Annotated in this window: 22 protein-coding genes and 1 riboswitch; of the genes, 5 read left to right on the top strand and 17 right to left on the bottom strand. The window is 44.0% G+C overall.

Annotated features, from left to right (window positions below; all coding sequences use genetic code 11):
- Positions 1-12: 12 nt before the first annotated feature.
- From MUN89_RS04780 to ribD, 3 genes are read right to left on the bottom strand one after another with little or no spacing between them, the layout of a single operon-like run.
- Positions 13-1,206, bottom strand: a complete 1,194-nt coding sequence (locus MUN89_RS04780; RefSeq protein ID WP_244711857.1) for a bifunctional 3,4-dihydroxy-2-butanone-4-phosphate synthase/GTP cyclohydrolase II — start codon at positions 1,204-1,206, stop codon at positions 13-15.
- 15 nt (positions 1,207-1,221) lie between these two features.
- On the bottom strand, positions 1,222-1,872 hold the full coding sequence (gene ribE, locus MUN89_RS04775) for a riboflavin synthase (RefSeq protein WP_244711856.1): 651 nt from the start codon (positions 1,870-1,872) through the stop codon (positions 1,222-1,224).
- 2 nt (positions 1,873-1,874) lie between these two features.
- Positions 1,875-2,966, bottom strand: coding sequence for a bifunctional diaminohydroxyphosphoribosylaminopyrimidine deaminase/5-amino-6-(5-phosphoribosylamino)uracil reductase RibD (ribD, locus tag MUN89_RS04770; protein WP_244711854.1), 1,092 nt, complete (start codon positions 2,964-2,966; stop codon positions 1,875-1,877).
- A 143-nt stretch (positions 2,967-3,109) separates the two neighbouring features.
- Positions 3,110-3,257, bottom strand: a riboswitch (FMN riboswitch).
- Positions 3,258-3,437: 180 nt separating this feature from the next.
- Between ribD and MUN89_RS04765 the strand changes: the two genes are divergently transcribed.
- Positions 3,438-5,093 (top strand): glycoside hydrolase family 13 protein, encoded by a 1,656-nt coding sequence (locus tag MUN89_RS04765; protein ID WP_244711853.1) that lies wholly within the window; start codon positions 3,438-3,440, stop codon positions 5,091-5,093.
- Between the two features lie 67 nt (positions 5,094-5,160).
- Here MUN89_RS04765 and MUN89_RS04760 read toward each other — a convergent pair whose 3' ends face one another.
- The 5 genes from MUN89_RS04760 to pepT form a co-directional block, all read right to left on the bottom strand.
- Positions 5,161-5,607 carry an OsmC family protein gene (locus tag MUN89_RS04760; RefSeq protein ID WP_244711851.1) on the bottom strand — a complete coding sequence of 149 codons (447 nt, stop codon included), beginning with the start codon at positions 5,605-5,607 and terminating at the stop codon, positions 5,161-5,163.
- A 48-nt stretch (positions 5,608-5,655) separates the two neighbouring features.
- Positions 5,656-6,111 carry a GNAT family N-acetyltransferase gene (locus MUN89_RS04755; protein WP_244711850.1) on the bottom strand — a complete coding sequence of 152 codons (456 nt, stop codon included), beginning with the start codon at positions 6,109-6,111 and terminating at the stop codon, positions 5,656-5,658.
- A gap of 40 nt (positions 6,112-6,151) precedes the next feature.
- Positions 6,152-6,346, bottom strand: coding sequence for an SE1561 family protein (locus MUN89_RS04750; protein ID WP_244711848.1), 195 nt, complete (start codon positions 6,344-6,346; stop codon positions 6,152-6,154).
- A gap of 121 nt (positions 6,347-6,467) precedes the next feature.
- The gene (locus MUN89_RS04745) at positions 6,468-7,241 is read right to left on the bottom strand and encodes a TerC family protein (protein ID WP_244711846.1); all 774 of its coding nucleotides are present in this window, start codon (positions 7,239-7,241) and stop codon (positions 6,468-6,470) included.
- Between the two features lie 344 nt (positions 7,242-7,585).
- Positions 7,586-8,812 carry a peptidase T gene (gene pepT / locus MUN89_RS04740; protein ID WP_244711845.1) on the bottom strand — a complete coding sequence of 409 codons (1,227 nt, stop codon included), beginning with the start codon at positions 8,810-8,812 and terminating at the stop codon, positions 7,586-7,588.
- 155 nt (positions 8,813-8,967) lie between these two features.
- Between pepT and MUN89_RS04735 the strand changes: the two genes are divergently transcribed.
- Positions 8,968-10,053 (top strand): AI-2E family transporter, encoded by a 1,086-nt coding sequence (locus MUN89_RS04735; RefSeq protein ID WP_396266079.1) that lies wholly within the window; start codon positions 8,968-8,970, stop codon positions 10,051-10,053.
- 137 nt (positions 10,054-10,190) lie between these two features.
- Here the strand turns inward: MUN89_RS04735 and MUN89_RS04730 are convergent, their stop codons facing one another.
- The 4 genes from MUN89_RS04730 to MUN89_RS04715 all read right to left on the bottom strand — a co-directional run bounded on the left by MUN89_RS04730 (position 10,191) and on the right by MUN89_RS04715 (position 14,261).
- Positions 10,191-11,207, bottom strand: coding sequence for a DctP family TRAP transporter solute-binding subunit (locus tag MUN89_RS04730; protein WP_244713575.1), 1,017 nt, complete (start codon positions 11,205-11,207; stop codon positions 10,191-10,193).
- Positions 11,208-11,298: 91 nt separating this feature from the next.
- Entirely contained in the window at positions 11,299-12,564 is a 1,266-nt protein-coding gene (locus MUN89_RS04725; protein ID WP_244711841.1) for a TRAP transporter large permease, read from the bottom strand.
- A 42-nt stretch (positions 12,565-12,606) separates the two neighbouring features.
- Positions 12,607-13,146 (bottom strand): TRAP transporter small permease, encoded by a 540-nt coding sequence (locus tag MUN89_RS04720; protein WP_318036119.1) that lies wholly within the window; start codon positions 13,144-13,146, stop codon positions 12,607-12,609.
- Positions 13,147-13,418: 272 nt separating this feature from the next.
- The gene (locus MUN89_RS04715) at positions 13,419-14,261 is read right to left on the bottom strand and encodes a GNAT family N-acetyltransferase (RefSeq protein ID WP_244711838.1); all 843 of its coding nucleotides are present in this window, start codon (positions 14,259-14,261) and stop codon (positions 13,419-13,421) included.
- 96 nt (positions 14,262-14,357) lie between these two features.
- Here MUN89_RS04715 and MUN89_RS04710 point away from each other — a divergent pair, with 96 nt between their 5' ends.
- On the top strand, positions 14,358-14,540 hold the full coding sequence (locus tag MUN89_RS04710) for an SE1832 family protein (protein WP_244711836.1): 183 nt from the start codon (positions 14,358-14,360) through the stop codon (positions 14,538-14,540).
- A gap of 75 nt (positions 14,541-14,615) precedes the next feature.
- Here MUN89_RS04710 and MUN89_RS04705 read toward each other — a convergent pair whose 3' ends face one another.
- Entirely contained in the window at positions 14,616-16,478 is a 1,863-nt protein-coding gene (locus MUN89_RS04705; protein WP_244711834.1) for a cation:proton antiporter, read from the bottom strand.
- Between the two features lie 335 nt (positions 16,479-16,813).
- Between MUN89_RS04705 and brnQ the strand changes: the two genes are divergently transcribed.
- Positions 16,814-18,133 carry a branched-chain amino acid transport system II carrier protein gene (brnQ, locus tag MUN89_RS04700; RefSeq protein ID WP_244713573.1) on the top strand — a complete coding sequence of 440 codons (1,320 nt, stop codon included), beginning with the start codon at positions 16,814-16,816 and terminating at the stop codon, positions 18,131-18,133.
- Between the two features lie 182 nt (positions 18,134-18,315).
- Here the strand turns inward: brnQ and MUN89_RS04695 are convergent, their stop codons facing one another.
- From MUN89_RS04695 to MUN89_RS04680, 4 genes are all read right to left on the bottom strand, one after another.
- Complete coding sequence (locus MUN89_RS04695; RefSeq protein ID WP_244711833.1) at positions 18,316-19,167, bottom strand: transglutaminase family protein; 852 nt, start codon at positions 19,165-19,167, stop codon at positions 18,316-18,318.
- A 35-nt stretch (positions 19,168-19,202) separates the two neighbouring features.
- Complete coding sequence (locus MUN89_RS04690; protein WP_244711832.1) at positions 19,203-20,165, bottom strand: alpha-E domain-containing protein; 963 nt, start codon at positions 20,163-20,165, stop codon at positions 19,203-19,205.
- On the bottom strand, positions 20,158-21,618 hold the full coding sequence (locus tag MUN89_RS04685) for a circularly permuted type 2 ATP-grasp protein (RefSeq protein WP_244711830.1): 1,461 nt from the start codon (positions 21,616-21,618) through the stop codon (positions 20,158-20,160). The genes MUN89_RS04690 and MUN89_RS04685 overlap by 8 nt, the downstream gene beginning before the upstream one ends.
- A gap of 133 nt (positions 21,619-21,751) precedes the next feature.
- Positions 21,752-22,684, bottom strand: coding sequence for an NADP-dependent oxidoreductase (locus MUN89_RS04680; protein ID WP_244711828.1), 933 nt, complete (start codon positions 22,682-22,684; stop codon positions 21,752-21,754).
- Positions 22,685-22,788: 104 nt separating this feature from the next.
- Between MUN89_RS04680 and recQ the strand changes: the two genes are divergently transcribed.
- Positions 22,789-24,921: a DNA helicase RecQ gene (recQ, locus tag MUN89_RS04675; RefSeq protein ID WP_244711827.1), complete on the top strand. Its 2,133-nt coding sequence runs from the start codon at positions 22,789-22,791 to the stop codon at positions 24,919-24,921.
- Positions 24,922-24,964: the final 43 nt, after the last annotated feature.

Genomic DNA, 24,964 nt, shown 5'->3' with positions numbered 1-24,964 from the left:
CTTCACCACTCCTTAATAATGGAACAAATGTCCAAGCTTCGTTTGTTTTGTTTTTAAATAATTTTCGTTTTCTTTTCTCGATTCCATTTGAATCGGTACCCTCTCCACAACTTCCAAATCATAGCCGCCGAGACCGGAAATTTTCTTAGGGTTGTTTGTTAACAGTTTAAGTTTAGAGATGCCGAGATTTTTCAATATTTGGGCTCCTACTCCATAATCACGCAAATCCGGTCCGAAGCCCAGCTTTTCATTCGCTTCCACCGTGTCGAGCCCCTCTTCCTGCAGCTTATAAGCATACATCTTATTCAATAAGCCGATTCCCCGGCCCTCCTGCCGCATATACACGAGAATACCGCTGCCGTTTTCTGAGATTTGCTTCAGCGCATTGTGGAGCTGTGGACCGCAGTCACATCGGTATGACCCGAAGACGTCACCAGTTAAACATTCCGAGTGGACACGCACAAGTGTAGGTTCACCTGGGTTGATCTCTCCTTTAATTAAAGCGATGTGGTCTTTATAATCGATATCATTGGTAAAAGCAACCGCTCTGAAATCGCCGTATTCTGTCGGCAGTTGGATTTCTACTTCCCTCTTCACGTGGTTTTCGTTGCGATAGCGATATTTGATCAGATCCGCAATTGTGATCATCGGAATATCAAACTCATCCGCCATTTCCCTGAGATCGGGGACTCTTGCCATCGTTCCGTCTTCTTTAATAATTTCACAAATCACACCGGCAGGCTTAGTGCCCGACAGCCTTGCTAAATCAACTGCCGCCTCCGTATGGCCGGCACGGCGAAGCACCCCGCCTTCTTTTGCTACAAGCGGGAAGATGTGGCCGGGACGCTGAAAATCACCCGCCTGGGCATCTGTGTCCAAGAGCTTACGAATGGTTAAGGCGCGTTCATCCGCTGAAATCCCTGTTGTTGTATCTTTATAATCTACACTGACGGTAAAAGCCGTCTGGTTAGGATCCGTGCTGTTTTTAACCATCGGCATGAGTTCAAGCTCAGCAGCTACCTGCGTAGTTACCGGTGTACACACGAGACCTTTCCCGTGAGTAATCATAAAATTTATCATTTCCGTGGTCGCGTATTCCGCAAGCCCGACAAGATCTCCTTCATTTTCCCTGTCTTCATCGTCACAGACGATGACAAGCTTCCCTTGCTTCAAACGCTCCAGAGCTTTATCTATTGAATCAAACATGTTTCCACCCTCTTTTTATGTGAAGCCATTTTCTTTAAGAAATTGTTTGGATAACTCAGACTTAGGTTCATCCATTGTCTCGCCTTTTAAGAAATGGGCCACATATTTACTGATCATATCTACTTCTATATTGACGGTATCACCGGGACCCTTTCCGCCCAGGACCGTATGTTCCATTGTATGTGGGATGAGTGAGATCGTCACCTGGTTCCCGTTGACACCAAAAACCGTTAAACTCGTTCCGTCTACCGTAATCGATCCTTTATGAACAAAGTACGGGATGAGCTCTTCCGGAAGCTCAAGCTCATAATAAACCGCGTTCGATTCGCGTTTTTTCGTTACAATCGTTCCTGTCCCGTCAATATGTCCTGAAACAAGATGGCCGCCAAATCGTCCATTTGCCGCCATGGCTCTTTCCAGGTTCACTTGGCTTCCCTGTTTTAAGTAGTGAAGGTTCGTCGCCCGAAAAGTTTCAGGCATGACGTCAAAGCTTGCACTTTTGTCATTAAAACCTGTCACTGTCAGGCAGACACCGTTTACTGAAATGCTTGCACCAAGCTCTATATCACTCATGATTGTTTCCGCCTGCACATGAAGCTCAAGCGCTTCTGTTTTTGCAGTGATTCCTTTTATTATGCCAATTTCTTCTACAATTCCTGTAAACACGCTTAACCCTCCTTGACAGAGACAATTTTGATATCCTGACCCAGTTGTTCATGTGATTGAATCGTTAACGATTGCACATTCTTCAAATGCGGGATCCCTTCTCCGCTTACAGGGGTAAGCGCATTTTTTCCACCGATCAGCTTTGGTGCAATATAGGAAATCATTTCATTCACACGACCTGCACGGACAAAAGCATCGGCTATTGTCCCTCCGCCTTCGATTAAAAGAGAAGTAATCTCCTGCTCTCCTAAATACCTGAGCAGCTCCTCCACTTTTATTTCTTCTGCTTCAAGCGGAATAATCGAAACATGAGGAAAACCGGAAAAATGTTCACGTTGCTCTGGAGAAACTGTTCTGCCCGTAAAAATCCAAGTTTGTGCTTCGCTATTTTGAACGAGCTGAGCAGAAGGCGGGGTTCTTAAATGGGTATCCAGAATAATCCGGACAGGATTAATGCCTCCTCCTTGAATGCGGGTGGTAAGCTTAGGATTATCCGTTAATACAGTATTCACTCCTACGAGAATAGCATCCGATTTGTGCCGGTACTGATGACCATCCAAGCGGGCCTTCTCCCCAGTAATCCACTGGCTCTCTCCAGTTGAAGTAGCGATCTTTCCGTCAAGACTCATCGCTGATTTCAGCCGGACGTACGGCTCTGATGTATTAATATAATGGAAAAAAGACAGATTAATTTGATCGGCTTCTTTTTTTAATACATTGACTTTCACTTCAATCCCTGCTTCTTCCATCATGTCTATGCCGCGTCCTGCTACTTTTGGATTGGGATCGGTCGTTGCAATCACTACCCGCTCAATCCCGGCATCGATAATCGCTTTCGCACAAGGAGGCGTTCTTCCGTAATGGCTGCACGGTTCAAGAGTTACGAAAATTTCAGCTCCCGCTGCCTTATCCCCAGCCATCTGGATGGCATGCACTTCCGCATGAGGTTCTCCAGCTTTTACGTGAACACCGATTCCTGCCACTTGATTTTCTTTGACTACGACAGCTGCAACAGAAGGATTCGGGCTGGTCTGTCCGATCGTTTCCCTGGCCATCTGCAGAGCCATTGCCATATAATGCTGATCTCGATCCATTTCATCACCTCAATGATTTCAATCCAGATGCTAAAAATAAAAGACCCTGAAGAAGACATACTTCTCCAGGGTCTTAGGAACGTATTTTTTGTGTACACCTAATAAAAGGTACACGTATAGAAAAATTTGTACCGTTACGTTCTCCAATCCTTCTCCCATCCAGACTGTAACTGTCGGCTTTGGACTCACACCAAATCAGGAGGAAACGTGGCTTGCACTGCTTCCCCGTCGCGGGCTCTAACAATCGTTATTACCGCCGGCTGGGATTTTCACCCGACCCCGAAGGACAACTTATTCAATTGTCTTACACTTAATATATAAGAAATTGCTGGTTTCCGCAATTATTTCCCCTTTATAAATTTCATTGTAAATCGAGACAAAATCAGCTAGTATTATCATATAGTTGATGCAATCGTTTGCACTATTTCTTTTAGTACGCTCACTTATTCTCATAGGAAAAGAGGTTTTTCAATGGAAAGAATTTGGTGGAAAGAAGCCGTAGGTTATCAAGTGTATCCCCGAAGCTTCCAGGATTCCAATGGAGACGGAATCGGTGACCTTCAAGGAATCATCCAGCGCCTCGATTATTTAGAGGAACTCGGCATCGATTTCATCTGGATCTGCCCGATGTATAAGTCGCCTAAGGATGACAACGGCTATGACATATCCGATTACAAGGATATATTAGAAGAATTCGGTACGATGGATGACTTTGACCAGCTGCTCCAGGAAGTGCACAGCCGCGGAATGAAGCTGATCATTGATCTCGTCTTAAACCATACAAGTGATGAACATCCGTGGTTCATCGAGTCCCGCTCTTCTAAAGATCATCCGAAAAGAGACTGGTACATTTGGCGGGATGGGAAAAACGGTGGCGAACCGAATAACTGGGAAAGCATCTTTGGCGGATCTGCCTGGGAATACGATCAGAAAACGGAACAGTATTATCTCCACGTATTTTCAACGAAACAGCCGGATTTGAACTGGGAAAACCCCGAAGTTAGAGAGGCACTCTATGAGACGGTCAACTGGTGGCTCGATAAAGGCGTGGATGGTTTCCGGATTGATGCCATCAGCCATATCAAAAAACGCCCGAACCTGCCGGACATGCCAAACCCGGACAACCTTCCGTATGTCTCCTCGTTTGATATGCACATGAATCAAGAAGGGATTCATAAGTTTTTACAAGAATTTAAGGACCGTACTTATGATAATTATGATGTGATGACTGTCGGAGAAGCGAATGGAGTGAGTGCGGATGAAGCTCACCTCTGGGTTGGAGAACAAGGCAAAATGAACATGGTTTTTCAATTCGAACATTTGGACTTGTGGGATCAGGATGCCGAGCAAAAACTTGATATCAAGGGACTTAAGCAGGTTTTGACCCGCTGGCAGACAGGGCTTCAGGATATTGGCTGGAACGCTTTGTTCGTGGAAAACCACGATAAAGCCCGAGTCGTTTCCACCTGGGGCGATGATGAGGAATATTGGCGTGAAAGTGCAACAGCAATCGGAGCGATGTACTTTTTCATGCAAGGCACACCTTTTATTTATCAAGGACAGGAAATCGGCATGACCAACGTGGCCTTTCCTTCAATCGAAGATTACGATGACGTCGCTGCTAAGAACTTTTATGCCAGCAAAAAGGCTGAAGGCTGGGACGAACAGGAGATTATGAAGGTACTTTGGAACACTTCAAGAGATAACAGCCGCACACCGATGCAGTGGAGCACTACCGCTCATGCAGGCTTCTCAACTGCAGAGCCGTGGATGAAGGTCAATCCTAATTATTCAGAAGTGAATGTAAAAGACCAGCTTGACACCCCTGAATCGATTTTGAATTTTTATAAACAGATGATCGACCTCAAAAAAAGATACGAGCTCTTTACGTACGGAGTTTATCAGCTGTTGATGGATAACGACCCGAAGGTTTATGCCTATTCGCGTACGTTTGAAAATCATAAGGCTTATATTATTACGAACCTGACGGATCAAGAAGCGGAGTTTCACTCCCCCCGCCTCCTTCCTTACGAGACGCTTGCGCTTGCTAATCAAACCGTCGAGGAACATGAACCGTTAAATACTTTTGGTTTGCGGCCATATGAGGCACGCATTTATATTTTTTAAAACGATTTAAGCTTGCAGGGAAACTTTCCCTGCAAGCTTTATTTCTTGTGAAATAGAGCGTTGATCATCAGCCTATGCTTGTATCCGCTTGTAATTCTAAAGCTACGTTTCCCTGGACAGCCTTTGATATCATGCAGCTCGTCTCTGCTTTTTCCACGAGTGTATTCAGCTTATCCAGATGCTCTTTCTTCGCCTCACTGGTTAAGACAACACGTGGCTTATGGATGATTTTTTCGTACGTAAATACTCCTTTGGTCACGTCAACGATGCCTTCAGAATCCATCTCCATTCCCTTCAATGGTAAACCGGCACGTTCAATCATTGCTGCTAACGTAATGATGTAGCAGGTTGCCGCTGCCCCAAGCAGCATCTCATCTGGATTTGTACCGATATCCGGACCGTCCATCTCTTTAGGAATTGAGATGTTCGTTTTCAGCTTATCTGCCTCGATTGTCCCTACTTCATTTCGTCCTCCCGGCCAGCTTGCCTTTAAATAGAAATGGTGCAATGCCATACTCTCTCCTCCCCTTTTCTCTTCCATACTAGTAAGTTTTTCTCAAGATTAAAAGTGCATGTTCATCCTAATAAACGGATAGACACCGCCATTGGTCTTCTGAGGGTAAGTCTCTATCTTCTTAAAACCGGCACGTTCATATACAGTGATTGCACGCCTGTTAAATTTTGCTACGGCCAAGGTAACAGTATGAGGATCGTATTCTTTTTTTACAAATTCAAGCATCGAGGACAGCTGTTCCTCTCCTCGTCCTTTTCCAGTCAAATCCGGGCGCATCCCTAATCCGATCTCCACTTTTCCTTCATCCACCGGGATAGCCGTGAGAAAACCTATGATCACCCCTCTTTCAAAAACGCTGTATGTATGCTCACTTCGCTTGCGGGGATCTATAAATTCCTGATAATCTTCTTCATCAGCGGTTATGTCATAAAAATCATAAGGAGGAGGATACTTCCATTGGGAGATTTGCACGGCTTCTGCCTGTTTTATCTTTCTATATTCCATCGTTTCTCCTCCTTACGAAGACTCCCACAGCCCGGATCGGCTATGACTCACTTTCCCAGTCCTTTTTAAAACGTTCCATCTTTACTTGAAGCTGCTGAATCATTTCCAGCACTCTCGTAAAATCATTCATATCCACTTGATCCGGATCCATGGTTGAGACCACCTGGTTCAGCATTTGAATTCGATTTTTTATATAGTGAAATTGATCGCCTGGGTTATTCGAAGCTTTCCCCATTGAATCGCCCCCTTCAACCTTGTGTTACTTTTATTTTACCCTGCATAGTACAGAAGAGAAACTTAAACGGACTGGCTGCAGGAAAATAACTGCCGGTTGTGAAAGACCGGCAGATTGACCGTTAAGATTGAGCTTCTTCTTTTTTGCTGGACAAAAACCAGCCTAATGCGGCAATGACGACTAATACAACATAGAATATGATTTTCCAGAGGGCCGAATGCGCGAAGTGCTCATCAATGATATGCACATTCGGGTGCGCCAGGGTTGATACAACGAGCTTAACTCCCACCCAGCCGACGATTACAAATGCAGCAACCTCAAGTCCTGGACGAGAATGAAGCAATTTGACAAATATGTTCGCTGCAAACCGCATGATGATTATCCCAATCATTCCTCCTGCAAGAATGACCATAAACTGTGCCCCGTCAAGACTTCCGACACTAGGAAGATTCGTTTCCGGCAGGGACACGGCTAAAGCAACTGCCGCTAATATAGAGTCAACAGCAAAAGCTAAATCCGCCAACTCCACCTTGAATACGGTTGCCCAAAATCCTTTTCCACGTGAATCTTCCTCTTCTTCTTCAGGATCACTGGCGTCCTTGTTCCGAACTTTCCACTTGTCATAAAGGTGCTTCACGGAAATAAACAGGAGATATGCGGCCCCGAGTGCCTGTACCTGCCATACGTCGACAAGGAAGGAAATGATAAACAACGAACCAAACCGAAGGATAAAGGCACCGAACAATCCATAGAAGAGCGCTTTTTTCCTCTTTTCTTCAGGCAGATGCTTGACCATGATGGCAAGCACCAAAGCGTTATCCGCTGCTAAAATCCCTTCCAGTCCTACAAGTACGAGTAATACCCAGCCATATTCAATCAGCAATTGTGCATCCATGAAATAATTCTCCTTTTCTATAAAAAAATGGCCTTACCTGCCACTGAGGTAAAGACCATTAAAATAGACCTTTACCACGGTGGGTAAAGGTCTCGCTAACAACGTACGTTGCCAATAAAGCCGGGGATTCCTCCCGAAATGACGACTTTACTGTCCAGCTACTCCCCTTTAGAGAAAGCTAAATTCTATTCTCATCATAGCATGCCACCGTGTTTTGTCAACTATTATTTGAACCTTAGTATGCAAAAGTCCATTCAAGCTTATTCAATACAGGCACAATCTATTGATTCATATACAATCAGGCTTCACACAAGTTAAACAAACGTTTGATTAACCCTCTTTTCTTAAGCTTTTTCTTCAAAAAGACGCGTAATCTCTACGATTACTTTTGCAGCCTGCTCCATGTTATCCAAGGAAATGTACTCATATTTACCGTGGAAATTCTCCCCACCTGTGAAAATATTCGGCGTAGGAAGTCCCATATAAGAAAGCTGTGAACCATCGGTGCCTCCCCTGATCGGCTGGACAACCGGCTTAATATCGAGCTTCTCCATCGCTTCATAAGCCATATCTACGATTTCTTTCACCGGCTTAATCTTGTCGCCCATATTGTAATATTGATCGTTCACTTCTATCGTCACACTGGCTTTTTCATATTGACGATCGATTTTTGCAGTCAAGTCCTGCAGCGTCTGTTTCCTTTTTTCAAATTCTTCTTTGTCATGATCCCGGATTAAGTAATCCAGCTTGGCCTCTTCTACGTCTCCTTTGATGGAATGCAGATGATAGAACCCTTCATACCCTGCTGTATGCTCTGGCGCCTGCTGTTTTGGGAGGGCTTCATTAAACTCCATGGCCAGCTTAGCCGCATTGACCATTTTTCCTTTGGCCGTCCCCGGGTGTACGCTATTTCCTTTAAAAGTGATATGGGCTGAAGCAGCATTAAAGCTTTCATACTGCAGTTCTCCAAGCGGTCCCCCGTCAACCGTGTAAGCGTACGAAGCGTTAAAACGGCCGACGTCAAATTTGTGAGGGCCTCTGCCAATTTCTTCGTCTGGTGTAAAAGCTACACGAATCTTTCCATGTTTTATTTCGGGATGATGCAGTAAATAGTCCATAGCTGTCATAATCTCCGTGATTCCTGCTTTGTTGTCTGCTCCTAGTAAGGTCGTCCCGTCCGTCGTGACAAGCGTATGCCCTTTATAATTCTTGAGCTCTGGAAAATCAGCAGGAGATAAGATGACAGCATCATTTAACGCAATGTCGCCGCCATCATAATTTTCCACCACTTGCGGATTCACATGTTCACCGGTAAAGTCTGTCGCAGTATCGATGTGGGCTAAAAAGCCAATGACCGGGACACTCTTTTCAGTATTAGCGGGGAGAGTAGCCATTACGTAGCCGTATTGGTCCATTTCCACCTCTTCCATCCCTATTTCTTTCAATTCTTCTACAAGCTGCTCTGCCAATTCGAGCTGGCCGCTGGTGGAAGGAGTGGTCTCCACTGCTTCATTTGATTGAGTATTGACTTTAACGTAGGAAGTAAATCTTTCGAGTAGCTGCTGTTTCATTTTATCTCTCCTTTATTACGGTTGTTCTCTTTTAAGAAGACCGTCTATGACTTTTCTTCATTATGTAAATAGTATAGACTAAGAAGAAACTTCTTAGAGGAATATGCTGGATAAATCACGAATACGAACAAGGTACGAATATCATACATAAAGGTGTGTCGCAGTTGATTCATAAACGGTGGTTCCAAACTATTATAACAGTGATTCTCGCAGCATTGTTAATCTATATGCTTCATAAAATCAGCTTTTTCTTTCAGCCTATCTTTACCTATATTGCTGCCATTGCCGTTCCACTCATAGGAGGAGGAATACTTTTTTACCTCTCGCGGCCGGTCCTTCAGTGGCTGGAGAGAAACAAAGTCCCGCGTGTGCTGGCCATCCTGGTGATCTTTGCCTTGTTTCTTCTCGTCGGGTTTTTGATCGTACAGTACATTGCACCGATAGCCCAGCAGCAATTTACAAGACTTATCAATAATTTCCCTACGATGGTGGATATGTTCACCGACAGCATTAATTATTGGCAGCAGAATCAGGATATTATCCCGAGCCAATTTGATAGTGCATTGAATAACGTTGTTCATAACCTGCAAAGTTATTTGGAAAATGCATCGAAAATATTGATTAATTTTATCAGCCAGTTAATTGGGTTTGTCTTCGCCCTGGTGCTCGTTCCCTTCTTCTTGTTTTTCATGCTGAAGGACGGGGATAAGCTCGTTCCTTTTATTAAGCAGTTCCTAAACCCTCGAGTTGGCAGCAGCTTTGAGAAGCTTGCACGTTCCATTGACCATACGCTTCATTCATTTATTATCGGCCAGATGACCGTCAGTGTTGTCGTGGGACTGCTTTTACTCGTCGGTTACTTAATCATCGGGCTTCCGTACTCACTTACTCTGTCTCTGTTTGCGATGTTTATGAACGTGATCCCTTTTATCGGCCCATTCATCGCTGTCATTCCGGCGATGCTTGTCGGGTTATTCCAGGATCCTATGATGGCTGTGTACGTAGCTATTATTATGGTGATTGCCCAGCAGATCGAAGGGAACCTTGTCTCACCTAACGTGATGGGCAAAGCGCTTCATATCCATCCATTAACGGTTATTACTTTGATTCTTGCTGCTGGAAGTCTTGCAGGCTTTTTAGGCTTAATCTTTGCCATCCCCGCCTATGCTGTCATTAAGGCGATTATCAGCCATATTTATCAAGAATGGCTCGCCCACCGTGCGACAGGGGAAAATGACTAACTGTATAAGATGGAGACTAGAAAGAAATGGGTCCTATCCCATCTTAAGACGACCAGAGAAGGTTAGGGAATTTGGTTAATGCACAGAAGATAACCTATTAAAAAAGCTGCTGCCTTTTTGAGGCAGCAGCTTTTTCTTTATTGTGCGTCTTTAATTTCTTTTTGAAGCTTATCGAGGATTTTTCCATCCACGGTTGATACTTCATTACGGTAGAAATCGCGGACAGGCATTGCTTTTTCTTTAAAGGCTTCACGTTGTTCGTCCGTCAATTCTACAATTTCTGTCGGGTTTTCTTTATCGTTTTTAATCTTTTCAAGCCATTCCTCGTTTTGTTTCTTCTGTTCTTTAAACACCCAGTCCTGCATTTCTTTTGTCGTTTCATCTACCATGCTTTTAATGTCTCCGGAAAGACCTTCATACCAGTCTTTATTCACCGTAGTCATCGCCACATAGTTATTGTGGTTAGATAAAGTCATATAGTCCTGCACTTCGTTGAAGGAAGCATCGCCAATAAAGAAAATCGGGTTTTCCTGACCTTCTACGGTTCCGCGATCCAGTGCAGTATAAAGCTCTGACCAGCTCATCGGTGTTGGGTCTGCTCCGTAAGCTTTATAGGACTTCAAAATTAACGGAGACGTTTGTGTACGCATTTTAAAGTTATTGAAATCAGATGGCTTGGAAATCTTCTTACTGGATGTCCATTCCATGGCACCTTCTGTCCAGAAAGACAGCGGTGTAATACTGTGCTCTTCGTATTTGTTACGCAAGTCAGTATTAAGGGCTTCACTTTCATTTAAAATCTGCTGCGTTTTTTCTACACTCTCAGGGAATAGGAAATGTAAAGCGAAAATCTGTCCTTCCTTCACCATGTTTCCTGTAAACCCAGGAGACATAACCGCCATTTCAACAGCGCCATTTTGAAGCTGTTCCACCTGGTCCACTTCACTGCCAAGACCACCGAACTCATAGACGGTAATATTGACTTTGCCGTCAGATTTCTCTTTCATACGTTTAGCAAACTCCTCAGCATATTCGTATTGAACCTGGCCTTTCACTTCTTCCGTGACAAATTTCCAGTTATACGTTTCTCCATTACTGCCAGTATCCGTTGACCCTTCATCTTTTTGACCACAGGCAGAAAGCACTAAGCTCATCACAAACAAGACAATTAAACCAAAAACACTCTTCTTTTTTAAAATTTTAATGACCTCCCAAATTAGTAAATATCATTTCATGCAGATTCTCTTACAGTAGTGCGAGTGATATCTGATCAAAGAAAATGAGCAGGACAGAAATAATCACCAGCATGATAATGTAAGGCGGTGTGCCTCTAATTACATCCAGATATGGCCGGTTAAAGACGGCACTCGCCGTAAATATATCTACACCAAACGGCGGAGTCGCAGACCCTAACGCTGCCTGGAATGTAATAACCACCCCTAAGTGAACGGGATCAACCCCTGCATTCACTGCCGCAGGGTAGAAAATCGGTGTAAGCACTAAAATCACGACAATTGGATCGACAAACATACAGCCAATAAAGAAGAAAATCGTCACCATCAGCAGCACATAGACTTGTGTTGGATTGGGACCAAGTACCGCTTCAGAAATCATTTGAGGAATGCGGGCAAATGAGATAATCCACGTGAATGCTTGTCCGCCAGCGACAAGCACGAATACAGCGGAAGTGACGAGTCCGGTAGAACGAGCGATCCGGGGCAGTTCCTTTAAATGAATAGACCTGTATATGACTACTTCAAGCAGAAAAGCGTACAAGACAGACATACCCGCAGCTTCTGTAGGACTGAAAATTCCGCTGTAGATCCCCCCGATGATAATGATAGGGAACCCTAATGGCAAAAGCGCTCTTCTTGTCATTCTTAAGCGTTCCTTCCAGGAAGCTTTAGGGGCAAGCGGTATGTCCGCCACTTTTGCATGAATGACACCATAAATAGCAAAGCTTGCAAATACGATAATTCCTGGGATAATTCCGGCGATGAAAAGGTCGCCTACGGACGTACCGGAAACGAGACCATAAATGATCATCCCGATACTCGGCGGAACAAGTAAAGCTACATCACTGGAATTAATAATCAGCGCGATGGCTGATGAGTCTTTATAGCCGATTTTCAAAAGGCGCTGTCTCATTGGTTTTCCAATCGCGACCACGGTTGCCTGAGTCGAACCTGAAATGGCTCCAAAAAGTGTACAGGCAGCAGCTGTTGTAACTGCATATCCGCCTCGAACGTGCCCGATAAAAGAACCAATAAAATCAAGGAGCCGGTTGGACGTTTTACCTGTTGTCATAATATCTGCTGCAAAGATAAATAACGGAACAGCCAGCAAAACATACGGCTCAATTCCGGTAGAAAACTGTTGCATGAGAATCATGGGATCCAGGTTAGGAAAATAAATGAACATGACGATTAATGGAGCCGCCATCAGCGGTATCATCATAGGAAAGTTCAATAACAGCAGGACCACCATGATTATGAGTAATGTCGCGACCATATTTTTATCCTTTCTTAGTTCAATTTTTAATGGAAGATCGTGTTAAAGATGAATTTCTTCGCTTACGTCGCGGTGGTCTTCATCGTTATAATCTTTAGCATCTGTCCCGAGATAAACGGCATCCCGTTTGCTGATATTAATCCACGCATTTCTGAGAAACTGAATGCCTCCGAGCAGAAATCCGATCGGGATGAAAATGTATAAATAATAAGACGGCATTTGTAACGCTGGAGTCACGCGGCCTGATTCATACACATCCATCACGTATAAATATGAAAAATAAGTAAGTACAAACATAAATATCGCCGATATGACCGGGATGAAAATCATAAAAGCCTTCCTCACTTTAAAGGGGGCAAGGTCATAAAAAGCTGACATACTGATATGTCTTCCTTTTCTCGCGGCAAAGCTGATTCCCATAAAAGTGGCAATCACAATACAGATTTGACTGACTTCATCTGCAAAGGGCGGCGAATAACTAAACAGAGCCCTTGATACAGCTTTCCCTACAACCATTAATGCGATGATGATGACTGCGTAGCTCAAAATGAATTCTTCGAGCTTAAGAATAATCTTGTCCAAAAATCTTAATAGCTTCAAATGTTAGTGACCTCCTCTGCTAATAGGTAGGAAAGCTCAGTTACTATTATCATACCCAACGTTTACAAAACTTCTCAAATTGAATAAGACTGAATATTTTGTAACATGTTTGTAAATTCTTTGATAACATTAAAAAAAAGAGCGATCATTGGATATATGATCGCCTTTGCTATCTATAAGTTTCATTTGCTCCAAATTTACTATAATTATCTAAAATTTATAAATAATTTTACATATAATCCATATTATGGACATTAAACAAAATGATAAACCTTTGAATTTCCTATCCATTGGTACCCGATTTTTTTATAAATCGCATTTGAGGTTGGATTCGAAAGATCCGTATACAATGCACAGAATTGATAGCCTTTTTTCAAAAGTAAATCAGTGAGCTCCCATACCGCCCTCGTTGCATACCCATTTCTTTTCTTTTCATCCGGAGTGAACACTCCGTTAACGGTTACGCCATGAGGGGTCGTTCTTGCCCTTGCCGCCATGGATACAGCTTCACCGTCAACGACCCAGAGGTACACACGCTGGTCTTCGATCCATTGCTCTGCTACTTCGCTTGCTTCCTGATGAAGCGATATACCTGTTTCCTGCTCAAATTGGACCAGCCAGCCCGTTAACAGTGAATGGTGCTCCTTAGCAGCAGTGACTAAATTCCCATTTCCCTCTGGTTTTGCCAATAACGTATCCAGCTGGTAGACTGCTTGATGCATCTGGAGCTCTGCCTCCTGACCGGTCAAGCTTTTCCAGCTATCAAGAAACCATTGAATTCCTTGTTCTTCCCCAATTACCCCGGGCACCTCCAGGGAGCGCTTCCAAAAATGATGAGTCAGCGCTTCGATGTGCTCGATTTTCAGGGAGGGTACATCTGGAAGAATCCAAAGATGGGGAGGCGTCCTCATCGTCATATAAACAGGTTCGCCTTTTTCCTTGATTACGTACATAAATACCTCATCCTGTTTAAAAGTCCCTTTTACTAATCGATCAATAATGCCAAGAGGCAGGTTATTGGCCGCTTCCTTTTCCATAAGTAACGGCTCGATGATGTCAGCAAATTCCTGAGGATTGCAGTATTGAACGACTTCCATTGAAACCCTCCCCTTTCTCTTGTTAATTGTTAGAAAATTACTTCTATTATAGCCGCTTGACACATCTTCTACAATAGAAGAAAGGAGGAATTGTTCGTGAATAAAAAAGAAATTGAAGACCAAATTACTTTTTTAAAATCGGATTACATCCGCATCCAAGGAGATCTTGATAAATTAGAGGCATCCGGAGCAAATGTGCAAAATGCAGAAGACCAGCTGGCCCGGATAGAAAAGGAATTAAAAGACTTAAAGAAGGAACTGGCTCAAGCAAAATCTTAACTCTGAAAGTAAATTCATATTTTAAAATTGCATAAAAACAGGTGGCCGGGATGTTCCCGGCCACCTGTTTTCTAATCAAGCTTCCTTTTTCTTATTTTGACCATTCCGCTGCTCTTCCAGTTTTTCCTGTATTTTTTCGAACTCTTTGCTAGGTGGTGTAAGAGAGACAACTACGTCTCCTTTTTCAGCTCTCATCGCCTGTTCATGGCTGAAGAATTCAATAGCTCCAGATGGTTTCTTTACACATACGAGCAGCGCACTATCATTGATATTTTCTAAATACTGTTCGAAGGTGTACTGGTCCGTAATATTCGTCTTTCTAAATACATAACCATGCTCTACCATGGAATTAAGTTTCTCCCAAGAAACCCCTTCCTTAAACAACACTCTTCCGCCAATCGTATGAACGAGGTTCTCAAGATTATCACCTTCATCGTTATTCAAACTCAGTTGAAACAAGTTGTTACGGCCAAATGCCGGAACAAAAGTCGTGCAGACAAGCGCATTGTAAGAATCCAGTTCTGTCGCAGCAATCAAGTATTGGTAAGGCGTCATATCAAGCGAGTACTCTGTCTGTTCTGAAAGAATCTCTCCATGATAGGTTTTCACTCCTGATGCCCTTACCTTGGAAAGACGTTCCCAAGATGAATCCGCAACAAGCACAGGAACGTTCAGCTCTTCAAAGGTCCTGGCCAGCCCTGTAGCAAACTGACTTCCACCGGAAATAAGCACTCCAGGCGGTCCCTCATTGGACAAGCCCAGCTTCCTTGACAGCCACCCGATTGAAAACCCGTGGGCGACAACGGTAGTAAATACAAGAGCGAACGTCAGCGAAGTTAAAATTCTTGCATCTTGAAAACCGGCTTCCCCAAACACATTGGCAAAATAACTGGCTACTGTTAAAGCAACAATTCCCCGCGGAGCTATCCAGCCCACGAGCAGCTTCTCCGCTTTGGACAAGTCTGTGCCCCAAGTGGATAGGAATATAGATAGCGGCCGGACGAAAAGCAGCATAAGCAGAACAAAGCCGATAGTTCGGAAGTGAAAAATCTGCATCAAAACATCCTGGGTTAATGATGCGGTCAGCATGACAAAAATTGTCGAGATGAGCAGTAAAGATATATTTTCTTTAAAGTGCCTCATATCATCAATCGAAGAAATATGCATGTTGGCAAGCGTCATTCCCATTGCCGTTACGGATAACAGACCCGTTTCATGTGTGATTTCGTCTGCAATCGTAAAACAAGCAATGACTACGCTGAATACTACCGGCGATTTGAGAAATTCCGGTACATAGCCGGACTCAAACATCCAGCCTGTTCCTTTTCCACAGCCCCAGCCTAAAAACACCGCAAAGACAGAAGCTGCCAGGAAAGATAGCAGTTGTGCCGGGTTACCAGAATTATCCATTAAAAACTTTATGATTTCAAAGGCAAAAACCGCAAGCAAAGCCCCAATAGGGTCAACGATAATGCCTTCCCATTTAAGAATTTTTGCCGGGCGCGGCTTAAGCTTTGCCTGACGCAGCAGCGGCAGAATGACCGTCGGACCGGTTACGATAAACAGGCCGCCGATGACAAACGCAACAGCCCAGGTTAAACCAGCTACGTAGTGAGCCGCAAGCGCACCGAGAATCCAGCCGAGGAAGGCCCCAAAGGTAACGATCCTAAAAACCGGCTTTCCAAGGCCGCGAACTTCTTTAAAATCGAGATTAAGACTTCCTTCAAAAAGGATGACGGCAACGGCTAAAGAAATAATCGGGCGGTAAAGATCTCCAAAATCCTGTTCTGGATTGATCAGGCCAAAAACCGGACCGGCAAGCAAGCCGACAATCGACATAATGACGATAGCCGGCAGACGGTAACGCCAGGCGACCCACTGCGAGCCTATGCCCAGCAATCCGATTAACATAAATTGAAGCAGGATCGAATCTATCATGACATGTCTCCCTTATCGAAGGCTTCATTTCAATCGTTATAGCCATATTCTATATCCCCCATATCTCCTGTAAACTATCTTGTTCCCTCCCCCATGTTTCCCGTTTTTAGTGTAATCGCTTACTGTGTTGTTATGTAAAGAAGTGAAATAAAAAAAGGATTGACATAATTTTTTGACATTGATAATATTACGGCGTTGCTTTCGTTTAAGAGGCAGATCTTTCTTACTCCTGTCTGCGCTTCTCCTTTATTTGGGAGAGCTTTTTTTTCGTATGCACATACTCATTAGACCCTTAATTTTCAGAATATAAACACACCTTAGAGGAGGACTCCATGATGAAAACGAGAGATATATTATTCATAGGCTTTACATTATTTGCTTTATTCTTTGGTGCTGGGAATTTAATTTACCCTGTTTCCCTAGGTATGGAAGCAGGCACCTCCTATTTTGCCGCGATTGCCGGGTTTGTTCTTACAGGAGTTGGAATCCCTGTCATTACCGTGGCAGGCATTTCCCTCGTAAGAAATGGGGCGGTCGAATTGGCCGGCAGAGTGCATCCTTTATTCGGCATTCTTTTTACTTCGGTTATCTATCTTGCCATCGGTCCGTTTTTCGGCATTCCAAGAGCAGCCAATGTTGCCTATGAAATCGGGGTCTCTCCCTGGCTTTCGCATCCTTCATCTGGAACGCTGCTCCTATTCACCCTCGTATTTTTCGCGGTTGTCTTTTGGGTGAGCCTGAATCCTTCTAAGCTCGTAGACCGAATCGGCCAGTGGCTGACACCGGCCCTGTTTTTAGCGATTGTTGGCCTTGTGGTCGGAAGCTTCTTCTTTCTTGATGGCCAAATTCAGCCGCCTGAGGAGAAATATCAAACGCAGCCGTTTTTCACTGGATTTATTGAAGGCTATTTAACAATGGATGCCATCGCTGCTTTAGCTTTTGGAATTCTCGTAGTCCATTCCTTCCGTTCCCGTGGGGTGGAAAATGAAAAAACGCTGACGATCAAAACATTACAAGCAGGACTGGTGACAGCTGCCGGTCTTACTGGTGTTTACGTTTCCATTGGATGGATAGGAGCAAAAATGGCGTCTGAAGGTACGTATGCTAATGGAAGCGCCATATTAGCGGCTGCCTCCAAGCTTATGTATGGCGAGGTCGGCACCCTGTTGTTAGGCATTATTGTAGGACTTGCCTGTTTTACGACTTGCGTAGGTCTCACTGTAGCATGCGGGCAGTTCTTTTCAGAACGGGTGAAGTTTCTTTCTTATAAAACTGTCGTTACCCTGATTACGCTGCTTAGCTTTGGCGTTGCGAATATTGGTTTGAATCAAATCATTGCTTACTCTGTTCCTGTTCTCGTATTCGTCTATCCGATTGCTATTGTGTTAGTCATTTTGACATTTACAGGCGGCCTGTTTCATCATTCCAAATATGTGTATCGTGGCGCGATTTTCTTTACAGCAATACTCAGTCTTTACGACGGCTTAAAAGCCTTAGGAGCAGATGTGACATTTGCAGAACCATGGGTCAGCCAGCTCCCTCTCTTTTCCCTTAATTTAGGCTGGATGGCTCCAGCTTTAGTGGGAGTGCTTCTTGGCGGGCTGTATCATTTGATTAAATCCGCAGCTTCCGCGTCCGAAGGCTACCAGGGTTAAAGAACCACCTTTATAGAAAAATTGCCAGGTTCCCCGCAGGGCCGTCTGTCGAAAGAAATACCTTTTCATGGCGTCCCGGCGATTTCAGTGGGGAATCAAAATCCGCCTCTCTTTATTACAAAAAAAGCGTGTAAAAAACATAAGTTTTTTACACGCTGAACACCTTTAGGGTGGATAAGGTTTTATTTGTCAAGCAGCATCACGCTCACCTTGACATCGAGGTTCTGCCCGCCGCCGCGATAGACTCCCTGAAGCGGGCTTACGTCTGCATAATCACGACCGGTGCCAATACGAATGTGCTGTTCCAAAGCTTCCACATTATTCGTAGGATCAAGTCCTACCCAGCCGATGCCGGGGATCATCACTTCGACCCAGGCGTGAGTGGCAGCATCTCCAATCAAGGCGGAATTCTCTCCAACATACAAATAACCGCTCACATATCTGGCCGGGATTCCTACTGCCCGCAGCACTCCGAGCATGATATGCGTATAGTCCTGACAAACCCCTGCCTTGATCGGCCAGGCTTCATAAGCTTTCGTATTCACATGCGTAGCAAGAGTATCGTAGACGAGGGATTGATTGATATAGGCCATCAAATCCAGCGAAAATTGAATCGGATCTGATGCATCCCCTACTGCTGCTGCAATTTCATCCACTTGTTCCTTGTACAAGAAAGTGTACGGGGTCTCGTTTAGATAGGCTAAATAATGCTTATGAAACAGCTCCGAATGAAAGATAGAGTTCATTTCATCCGTACTGTGGATCATTCGAATAAACGGACTTTTCTGGATACTGACTGTGGAAATGGTTTTAACTGTGAGATGTTCATGCTTCTCTGGAATAAAAAAAGTTTCCACATGGTTGCCCCATAAGTCAATATGCTCCTTCGTCATCGAGCTTGGAATGATTTCCGTCCAGTATTCGAGCAGACGCTGACACTCATCTGTCCGCGGCTTAAGACGTATGTGATTCATGCTCTGGTCTACAAAATTTTCATAATAGAAGGTATTGGTGTGTTCAATTTGATACTTCACCCGGTTCTTCCCCCTAGGCGTTCCTCGTTCTATATTTATCTTACTCGAACAGGTTCTACTAAATAATAAGTTTCTGTAAAAATACGGCTGACCGTATGACAGCGGTCTTGGAAATGATCCAGAAATCTCATCAGTTCCTCCATATTCATTTCTTCAATATTCGTTTCATTCAATTCTTCTTCTACTGTAGAGAGTATTTGAAAGAGATCTTCCGAGTAATCGGAAACTTTCCCTTTTTCCAATTTATTTACCGCACTTAACACGTGATTCATACAATAGCGAATCGAACGCGGGAACTTCGGTTCATCAATTAAAAAGCTGAGAACCTGAGCAGGATGCATCGTTGGCGGGTGCTCTTTTATATAAGCATCGTAGCCATTCACTAATTGCAGTCCTGTCAGCCAATAATAATAGCTGTTTGAATTTTCCACGGCCTGCTTTTTGTTCTTCTCACAGACTACATTCAAAATCCTTGCTGTTTTTTCTGCCCGTTCCAGCCATTTAGCCACTTTAATAAACGTATATGAATTGCCGCGGGTCATGCTTGATTCAATAATACCCTGTGCGGTCATTGATGTGTTAATCATATGCTTAATGTACCCTTGCGTATGCTGAATGGTAAAGGAATGCTCCTCCCAACCCTTCTGCTCAAGATGAAACTTGTTCAGCACCTGCCATAATTCATCAGGGATGTTATCCCGAGTGGACTTGGCGTTTTCGCGTGCATACTTCATACAATTGGCTAATGAATTTACATTGATTGGATTGATCGTTAAATAGTTAATCAACGTATCCCTGTCCAATCGATCGTAATGGGCATAGTAGTCATGAACCGAGGCACAAACCTCCAGAATTTCTTCCCAATCACGATCCAGCACCTGCTGGTCAGACGCCTCCAGCATATGAACAAGCTGAACACTTAGCGCTCGCGCATTATTTTCTGCTCGTTCAATGTTTCGCGACATCCAATAAAGGGAGTCAGCTACTCGACTAAGCATTGGCAACACCTCCCCCAGCTAAAATCCACGTATCTTTGCCGCCGCCTCCTTGTGAGGAATTTACGACAAGTGAACCTTCCTTTAAAGCCACCCGGGACAAACCACCCGGCAGCACATGAGTCTCATGTCCATTCATAACAAACACACGTAAATCAACGTGGCAAGGGTAGAAACGTCCATCCTGGTAAGCGGGTGCTCTTGACAGTTTTATAGTAGGCTGGGCAATATATTGAGCCGGGTTTTCAAGGATTTTCTTTCTGAACTCCTCTCTTTCTTCTGGCTCTGAGTGCGGGCCGATCAGCATATCATATCCTCCGGAAGCACCTACATTCTTTATTACTAATTTCTCCAGATTTCCCAAAACATAATCAAGCTGTTCCGGATCTCTGAGAAAATAGGTTTCAACATTAGGAATAATTGGTTCTTCGTCTAAATAATACCGGATCATATCAGGCACAAAAGCGTACATGGCTTTGTCATCCGCAACACCGTTGCCGATGCCGTTAAGTATGGATACATTGCCTTTCCGGTAAGCCCGGAGAAGTCCTGCGACTCCAAGTGCGGAATCAGGACGAAAAGCTTCCGGGTCAAGAAAGTCATCATCAATGCGCCGGTAAATAATGTCGACTCTTTTCAGACCCCTGATTGTCTTCATATAGACGATATCGTCTCGTACAAGCAGATCTCTTCCTTCCACCAGCTCAATCCCCATTTGCTGAGCTAAAAACACATGGTCGTAGTAAGCGGAATTATACATTCCCGGGGTAAGGAGTACTGCATTAGGGGCTTTTCCTTGGGGTGCGTGCTCCGGCATATGACTGATCACAGCCTGATGAAGCTCGGAAAACTGCTGCTCGAGGGTTTCTATGGCATGCTGGAAAAACAACTCCGGGTAGACCTGCCTCATGACATAACGATTTTGAAACACATAGGACATGCCCGACGGGTTTCTTAAGTTATCTTCCAGCACCCGGTATTCTCCGTTTTCATCACGTATTAAATCAATTCCTGCAAGAAAGATCGGTTTTTTGAGCGGCACGTTTATTCCTTCTGCCTGCTCCTTATAATAATAAGGATTTTGCTCAATGAATTCAGCGGGAATAATCCCATCCTTTACAATTTGCTGTTCATTATAAATATCGCAAAGAAAATGGTTCAACGCTGCCACCCGCTGGGCCATCCCCCGCTCAATCTGTTTCCATTTAGGGTCAGGGATAATAATAGGAACAAAATCAAACGGCATGGTCCGTTCTGTACCCCCGGTATGGTTATAAACGGTAAACGTAATCCCCTGTCTCAGAAAGCTGAGCTGGGCCGTTTCATGTTTTTCTAAAAGCTCTTGCTCCGAAAATTGATGAACAAGCTGGTAAAACCATTGATAATGAGACCTGGGTTCTCCATTTTCACTGACCATTTCGTCAAAAAATTCTCCAGATTGATAATTAGTTAGCACTATTTCTCTCCTCCCATGTATATTTGTAGGTATATACCCTAATATAACATGAGGTACTCAATAATAGTTAGAATAGTGAGAAAATTTGTAAATTAATACTCATCTGCCTGATTACAGACAGATGAGTATCTTGTTAAACATGAATGACAATTTTTCCCTTAGCATGGTGTGATTCACTTATTTCATGAGCTTCCTTCAATCCATTTTCAGTTAGTGGAAGCTTATGTCCAATCACTGAGGAAAGCTTCCCGTTTACAATCAGGTTACTAAGCTTTTCAAGCTTCCGGCCGCTTTCCTCAAGCCAGACAAATTCAGCTTCTACTCCGTGCTTCTCTGCGGATTCCCCTTCCGGAGGCTGAACGATGGAAGCAAGTTTTCCTCCCTCTTTTAACACTTGATAGCTTTTCTCCTGAATGTCTCCTCCAAGTGTATCAAGGACAAAGTCATAACCGCTCAACACCTCTGCAAAATCCTCTTCCTTATAGTTAATAAATCGATCTGTTCCAAGTTCTTTCACCCAGCTCTGATTTTCACCGCTGGCCGTAGCAGCTACTTGGGCACCGAGAGCTTTAGCTATTTGTATGGCATAATGGCCGACACCGCCTGACCCTGCATGGATGAGCACTTGGTCTCCTTCACCAATCCCGCCAAAGTCAACAAGGCACTGCCAAGCCGTCTGCCCAGCCAGCGGGACAGCAGCCGCTTCCTCAAAAGTAATATTCTCAGGCATTAAAGCAAGTAAATGTTGATCAACGGTTGTGTATTCTGCATAGGTCCCTTGACGAGTTGTCGCCGGACGTGCGTAGACCCTGTCCCCTTCTTTAAATTCAGTCACTCCGCGTCCGACCTTCTTCACGATTCCGGCTGCATCCCAGCCTAGAATAATAGGAAAATCAAAATCAAGCTTATCTTTTAAAAAACCTTCCCTCAGTTTCCAGTCTATTGGATTGATCGAAGTTGCTTTTACTTCGACCAGCACTTGGTTGTCCTTCACTTCGGGAATGGATACTTCCTTTTCTTTTAATTGGTCTTTATCTCCATACTTCTCAATGACAATAGCTTTCATTGAATATCCGCTCCTCTTTTCGTAGTCACAGTCTAACTTTTCCCCATGGGAATCGAACAAAACATGTTAGAATGAGTAATGAATTTAATAAAAGGATGAGTCAAATGATCGATCAAGCCCGCCAAATCTTAGAGCATTATTATGGGTTTTCTTCTTTTCGTCCAGGACAGAAAGAAGCCATTTCCCACGTTTTACATAGTGAAAATACTCTTGCCGTTATGCCTACCGGAGGTGGAAAATCACTTTGCTACCAAATTCCGGGACTTTTTCTCGAAGGAACAGCCGTCGTCATCTCGCCGTTGATCTCTCTTATGAAAGACCAGGTGGACGCCCTGCATTCTTACGGGATCTCAGCGACTTATATAAACAGCTCGCTTTCAACTGAGGAGCAGCAGGAACGAATGAGGAATCTTAAAAAAGGCAAATACGACTTTGTATACGCTGCACCTGAACGATTAGATTCGCCGTCTTTTAAACAGGCGCTTCATACCGTTAAGCTGTCATTGATCGCTTTTGATGAAGCTCACTGTATATCCCAATGGGGCCACGATTTCAGACCAAGCTATCGATCTGTCGTAGCTTCTTTGCGTGATCTTCCGAATTTACCTGTCCTTATGGCGTTGACAGCCACAGCTACCCGAGAAGTGATTAAGGATATTCAAGGTCTGTTAGACATCCATCCACAGAACGTTGTCAATACGGGATTCGCACGGGATAATCTTTCTTTTCGGATTATTAAGGGTCGGGATAAACGGGAATTCGTCGAGGAATATGTGAAAAACCGGCCGCATGAATCCGGGATTATTTATACAGCTACGAGAAAAGATGCGGACCATTTGCAGCACTTCCTCGTTGAGAAAGGATTTTCTACAGGAAAATACCACGCTGGCATGACTGAAACTCAGCGGAAAAAAGCTCAAATGGATTTTGTCCAGGATGAACTCCAAGTCATCGTTGCTACCAATGCGTTTGGTATGGGGATCGACAAATCGAATGTCCGATACGTCCTCCACTATTCCATGCCTATGAATATCGAATCCTATTATCAAGAAGCCGGCCGGGCAGGACGAGACGGGGAACCGGGAGACTGCGTCCTGCTGTTCTCCAGTCCCGACATTCATTTACAGCGTTTTCTTATTGATCAGTCTCCTTCAGAGGAGAAAAAGAAAGAAGAATATGTAAAGCTTCAAGCCATGATCAATTATTGCCATACCCATACATGCTTACAAACTTACATTCTTGAGTATTTCGAAGATAACATCCCGGCAGAGCCATGCGGCAAATGCTCCAACTGCACCCATCAGGGAGAATTTCAGGATATGACCAAAGAAGCGCAAATGGTTCTCTCCTGCGTCAAACGTATGGGCGATAAATTTGGGACTGGCCTGACAGCGAAAGTTCTTAAAGGTTCTAATGACCAAAAAGTGCGGCAATTTAAGTTCCACACCCTTTCTACTTATGGAATCCTTTCGCAATACACGGAAAAAGAGCTCACACGCTTTATTCACTTTTTAACAGCGGAAGGTTATCTTGACCCAGGACATGGCCGATATCCTGCACTGCAGTTGACGAAAAAAGCGGTCGGTGTCCTTAAGGGAGAGCAGCCGGTAAAAATGCTTGTGGAAGCAGCCGGCTCGACCGAAGAAAAACATTACAACATCGAATTATTTGAAGAACTCAGGAAGCAAAGAAAACAGCTTGCCGATGAAGCAGGTATTCCGCCGTATCTCATTTTTTCAGATGCCACACTGAAAGAGTTTGCGCTCTACCTGCCAGAAAATGAAGAAGAGATGCTGAAAATCAAAGGGGTCGGTTCTCAAAAGCTTGAACAATACGGCAAAGCATTCCTGGCTGTTCTCGAGCCCTTCAGCGAACAACCTGTCCCAGAACCAAAGCCAGCTCCGCAAACGTTTGAAAAGAAATCCAGTGAGCGAGGAGAGGCAAGTCACCTTCAGTCCTTTTTATTGTGGAAAGAGGAGGGAAAAAGCTTAAAAGAAATCGCTGAAGAACGAGGGATGAATGAACAAACGATTGAGAATCACATCTTCCGTTGTGCAAAGGAAGGAGAAGCTCTGGAATGGAGTGAATGGTTCAGCTTAGATGAAGAGAAGCAGGTTCTGCTGGAATACAACCAATTAACAGAACCAAAGCTGAAACCTTTAAAAGATGCCCTGCCTGAAGAGATGACCTATCGAAAGATTAAAGCAGTTCTCGTGAAAAATGATCTTTGGAAGTAACCTACTGTAAACGTTTGCGCTATCAAATTCAATCTATTTATAA

This window comes from Halobacillus salinarum (genome assembly GCF_022919095.1).
Classification (GTDB): Bacteria; Bacillota; Bacilli; order Bacillales; family Halobacillaceae; genus Halobacillus_B; species Halobacillus_B salinarum.
The sequence above is the reverse complement of the archived record's forward strand: the minus strand, read 5'-3'. Positions and strand labels throughout refer to the sequence as shown.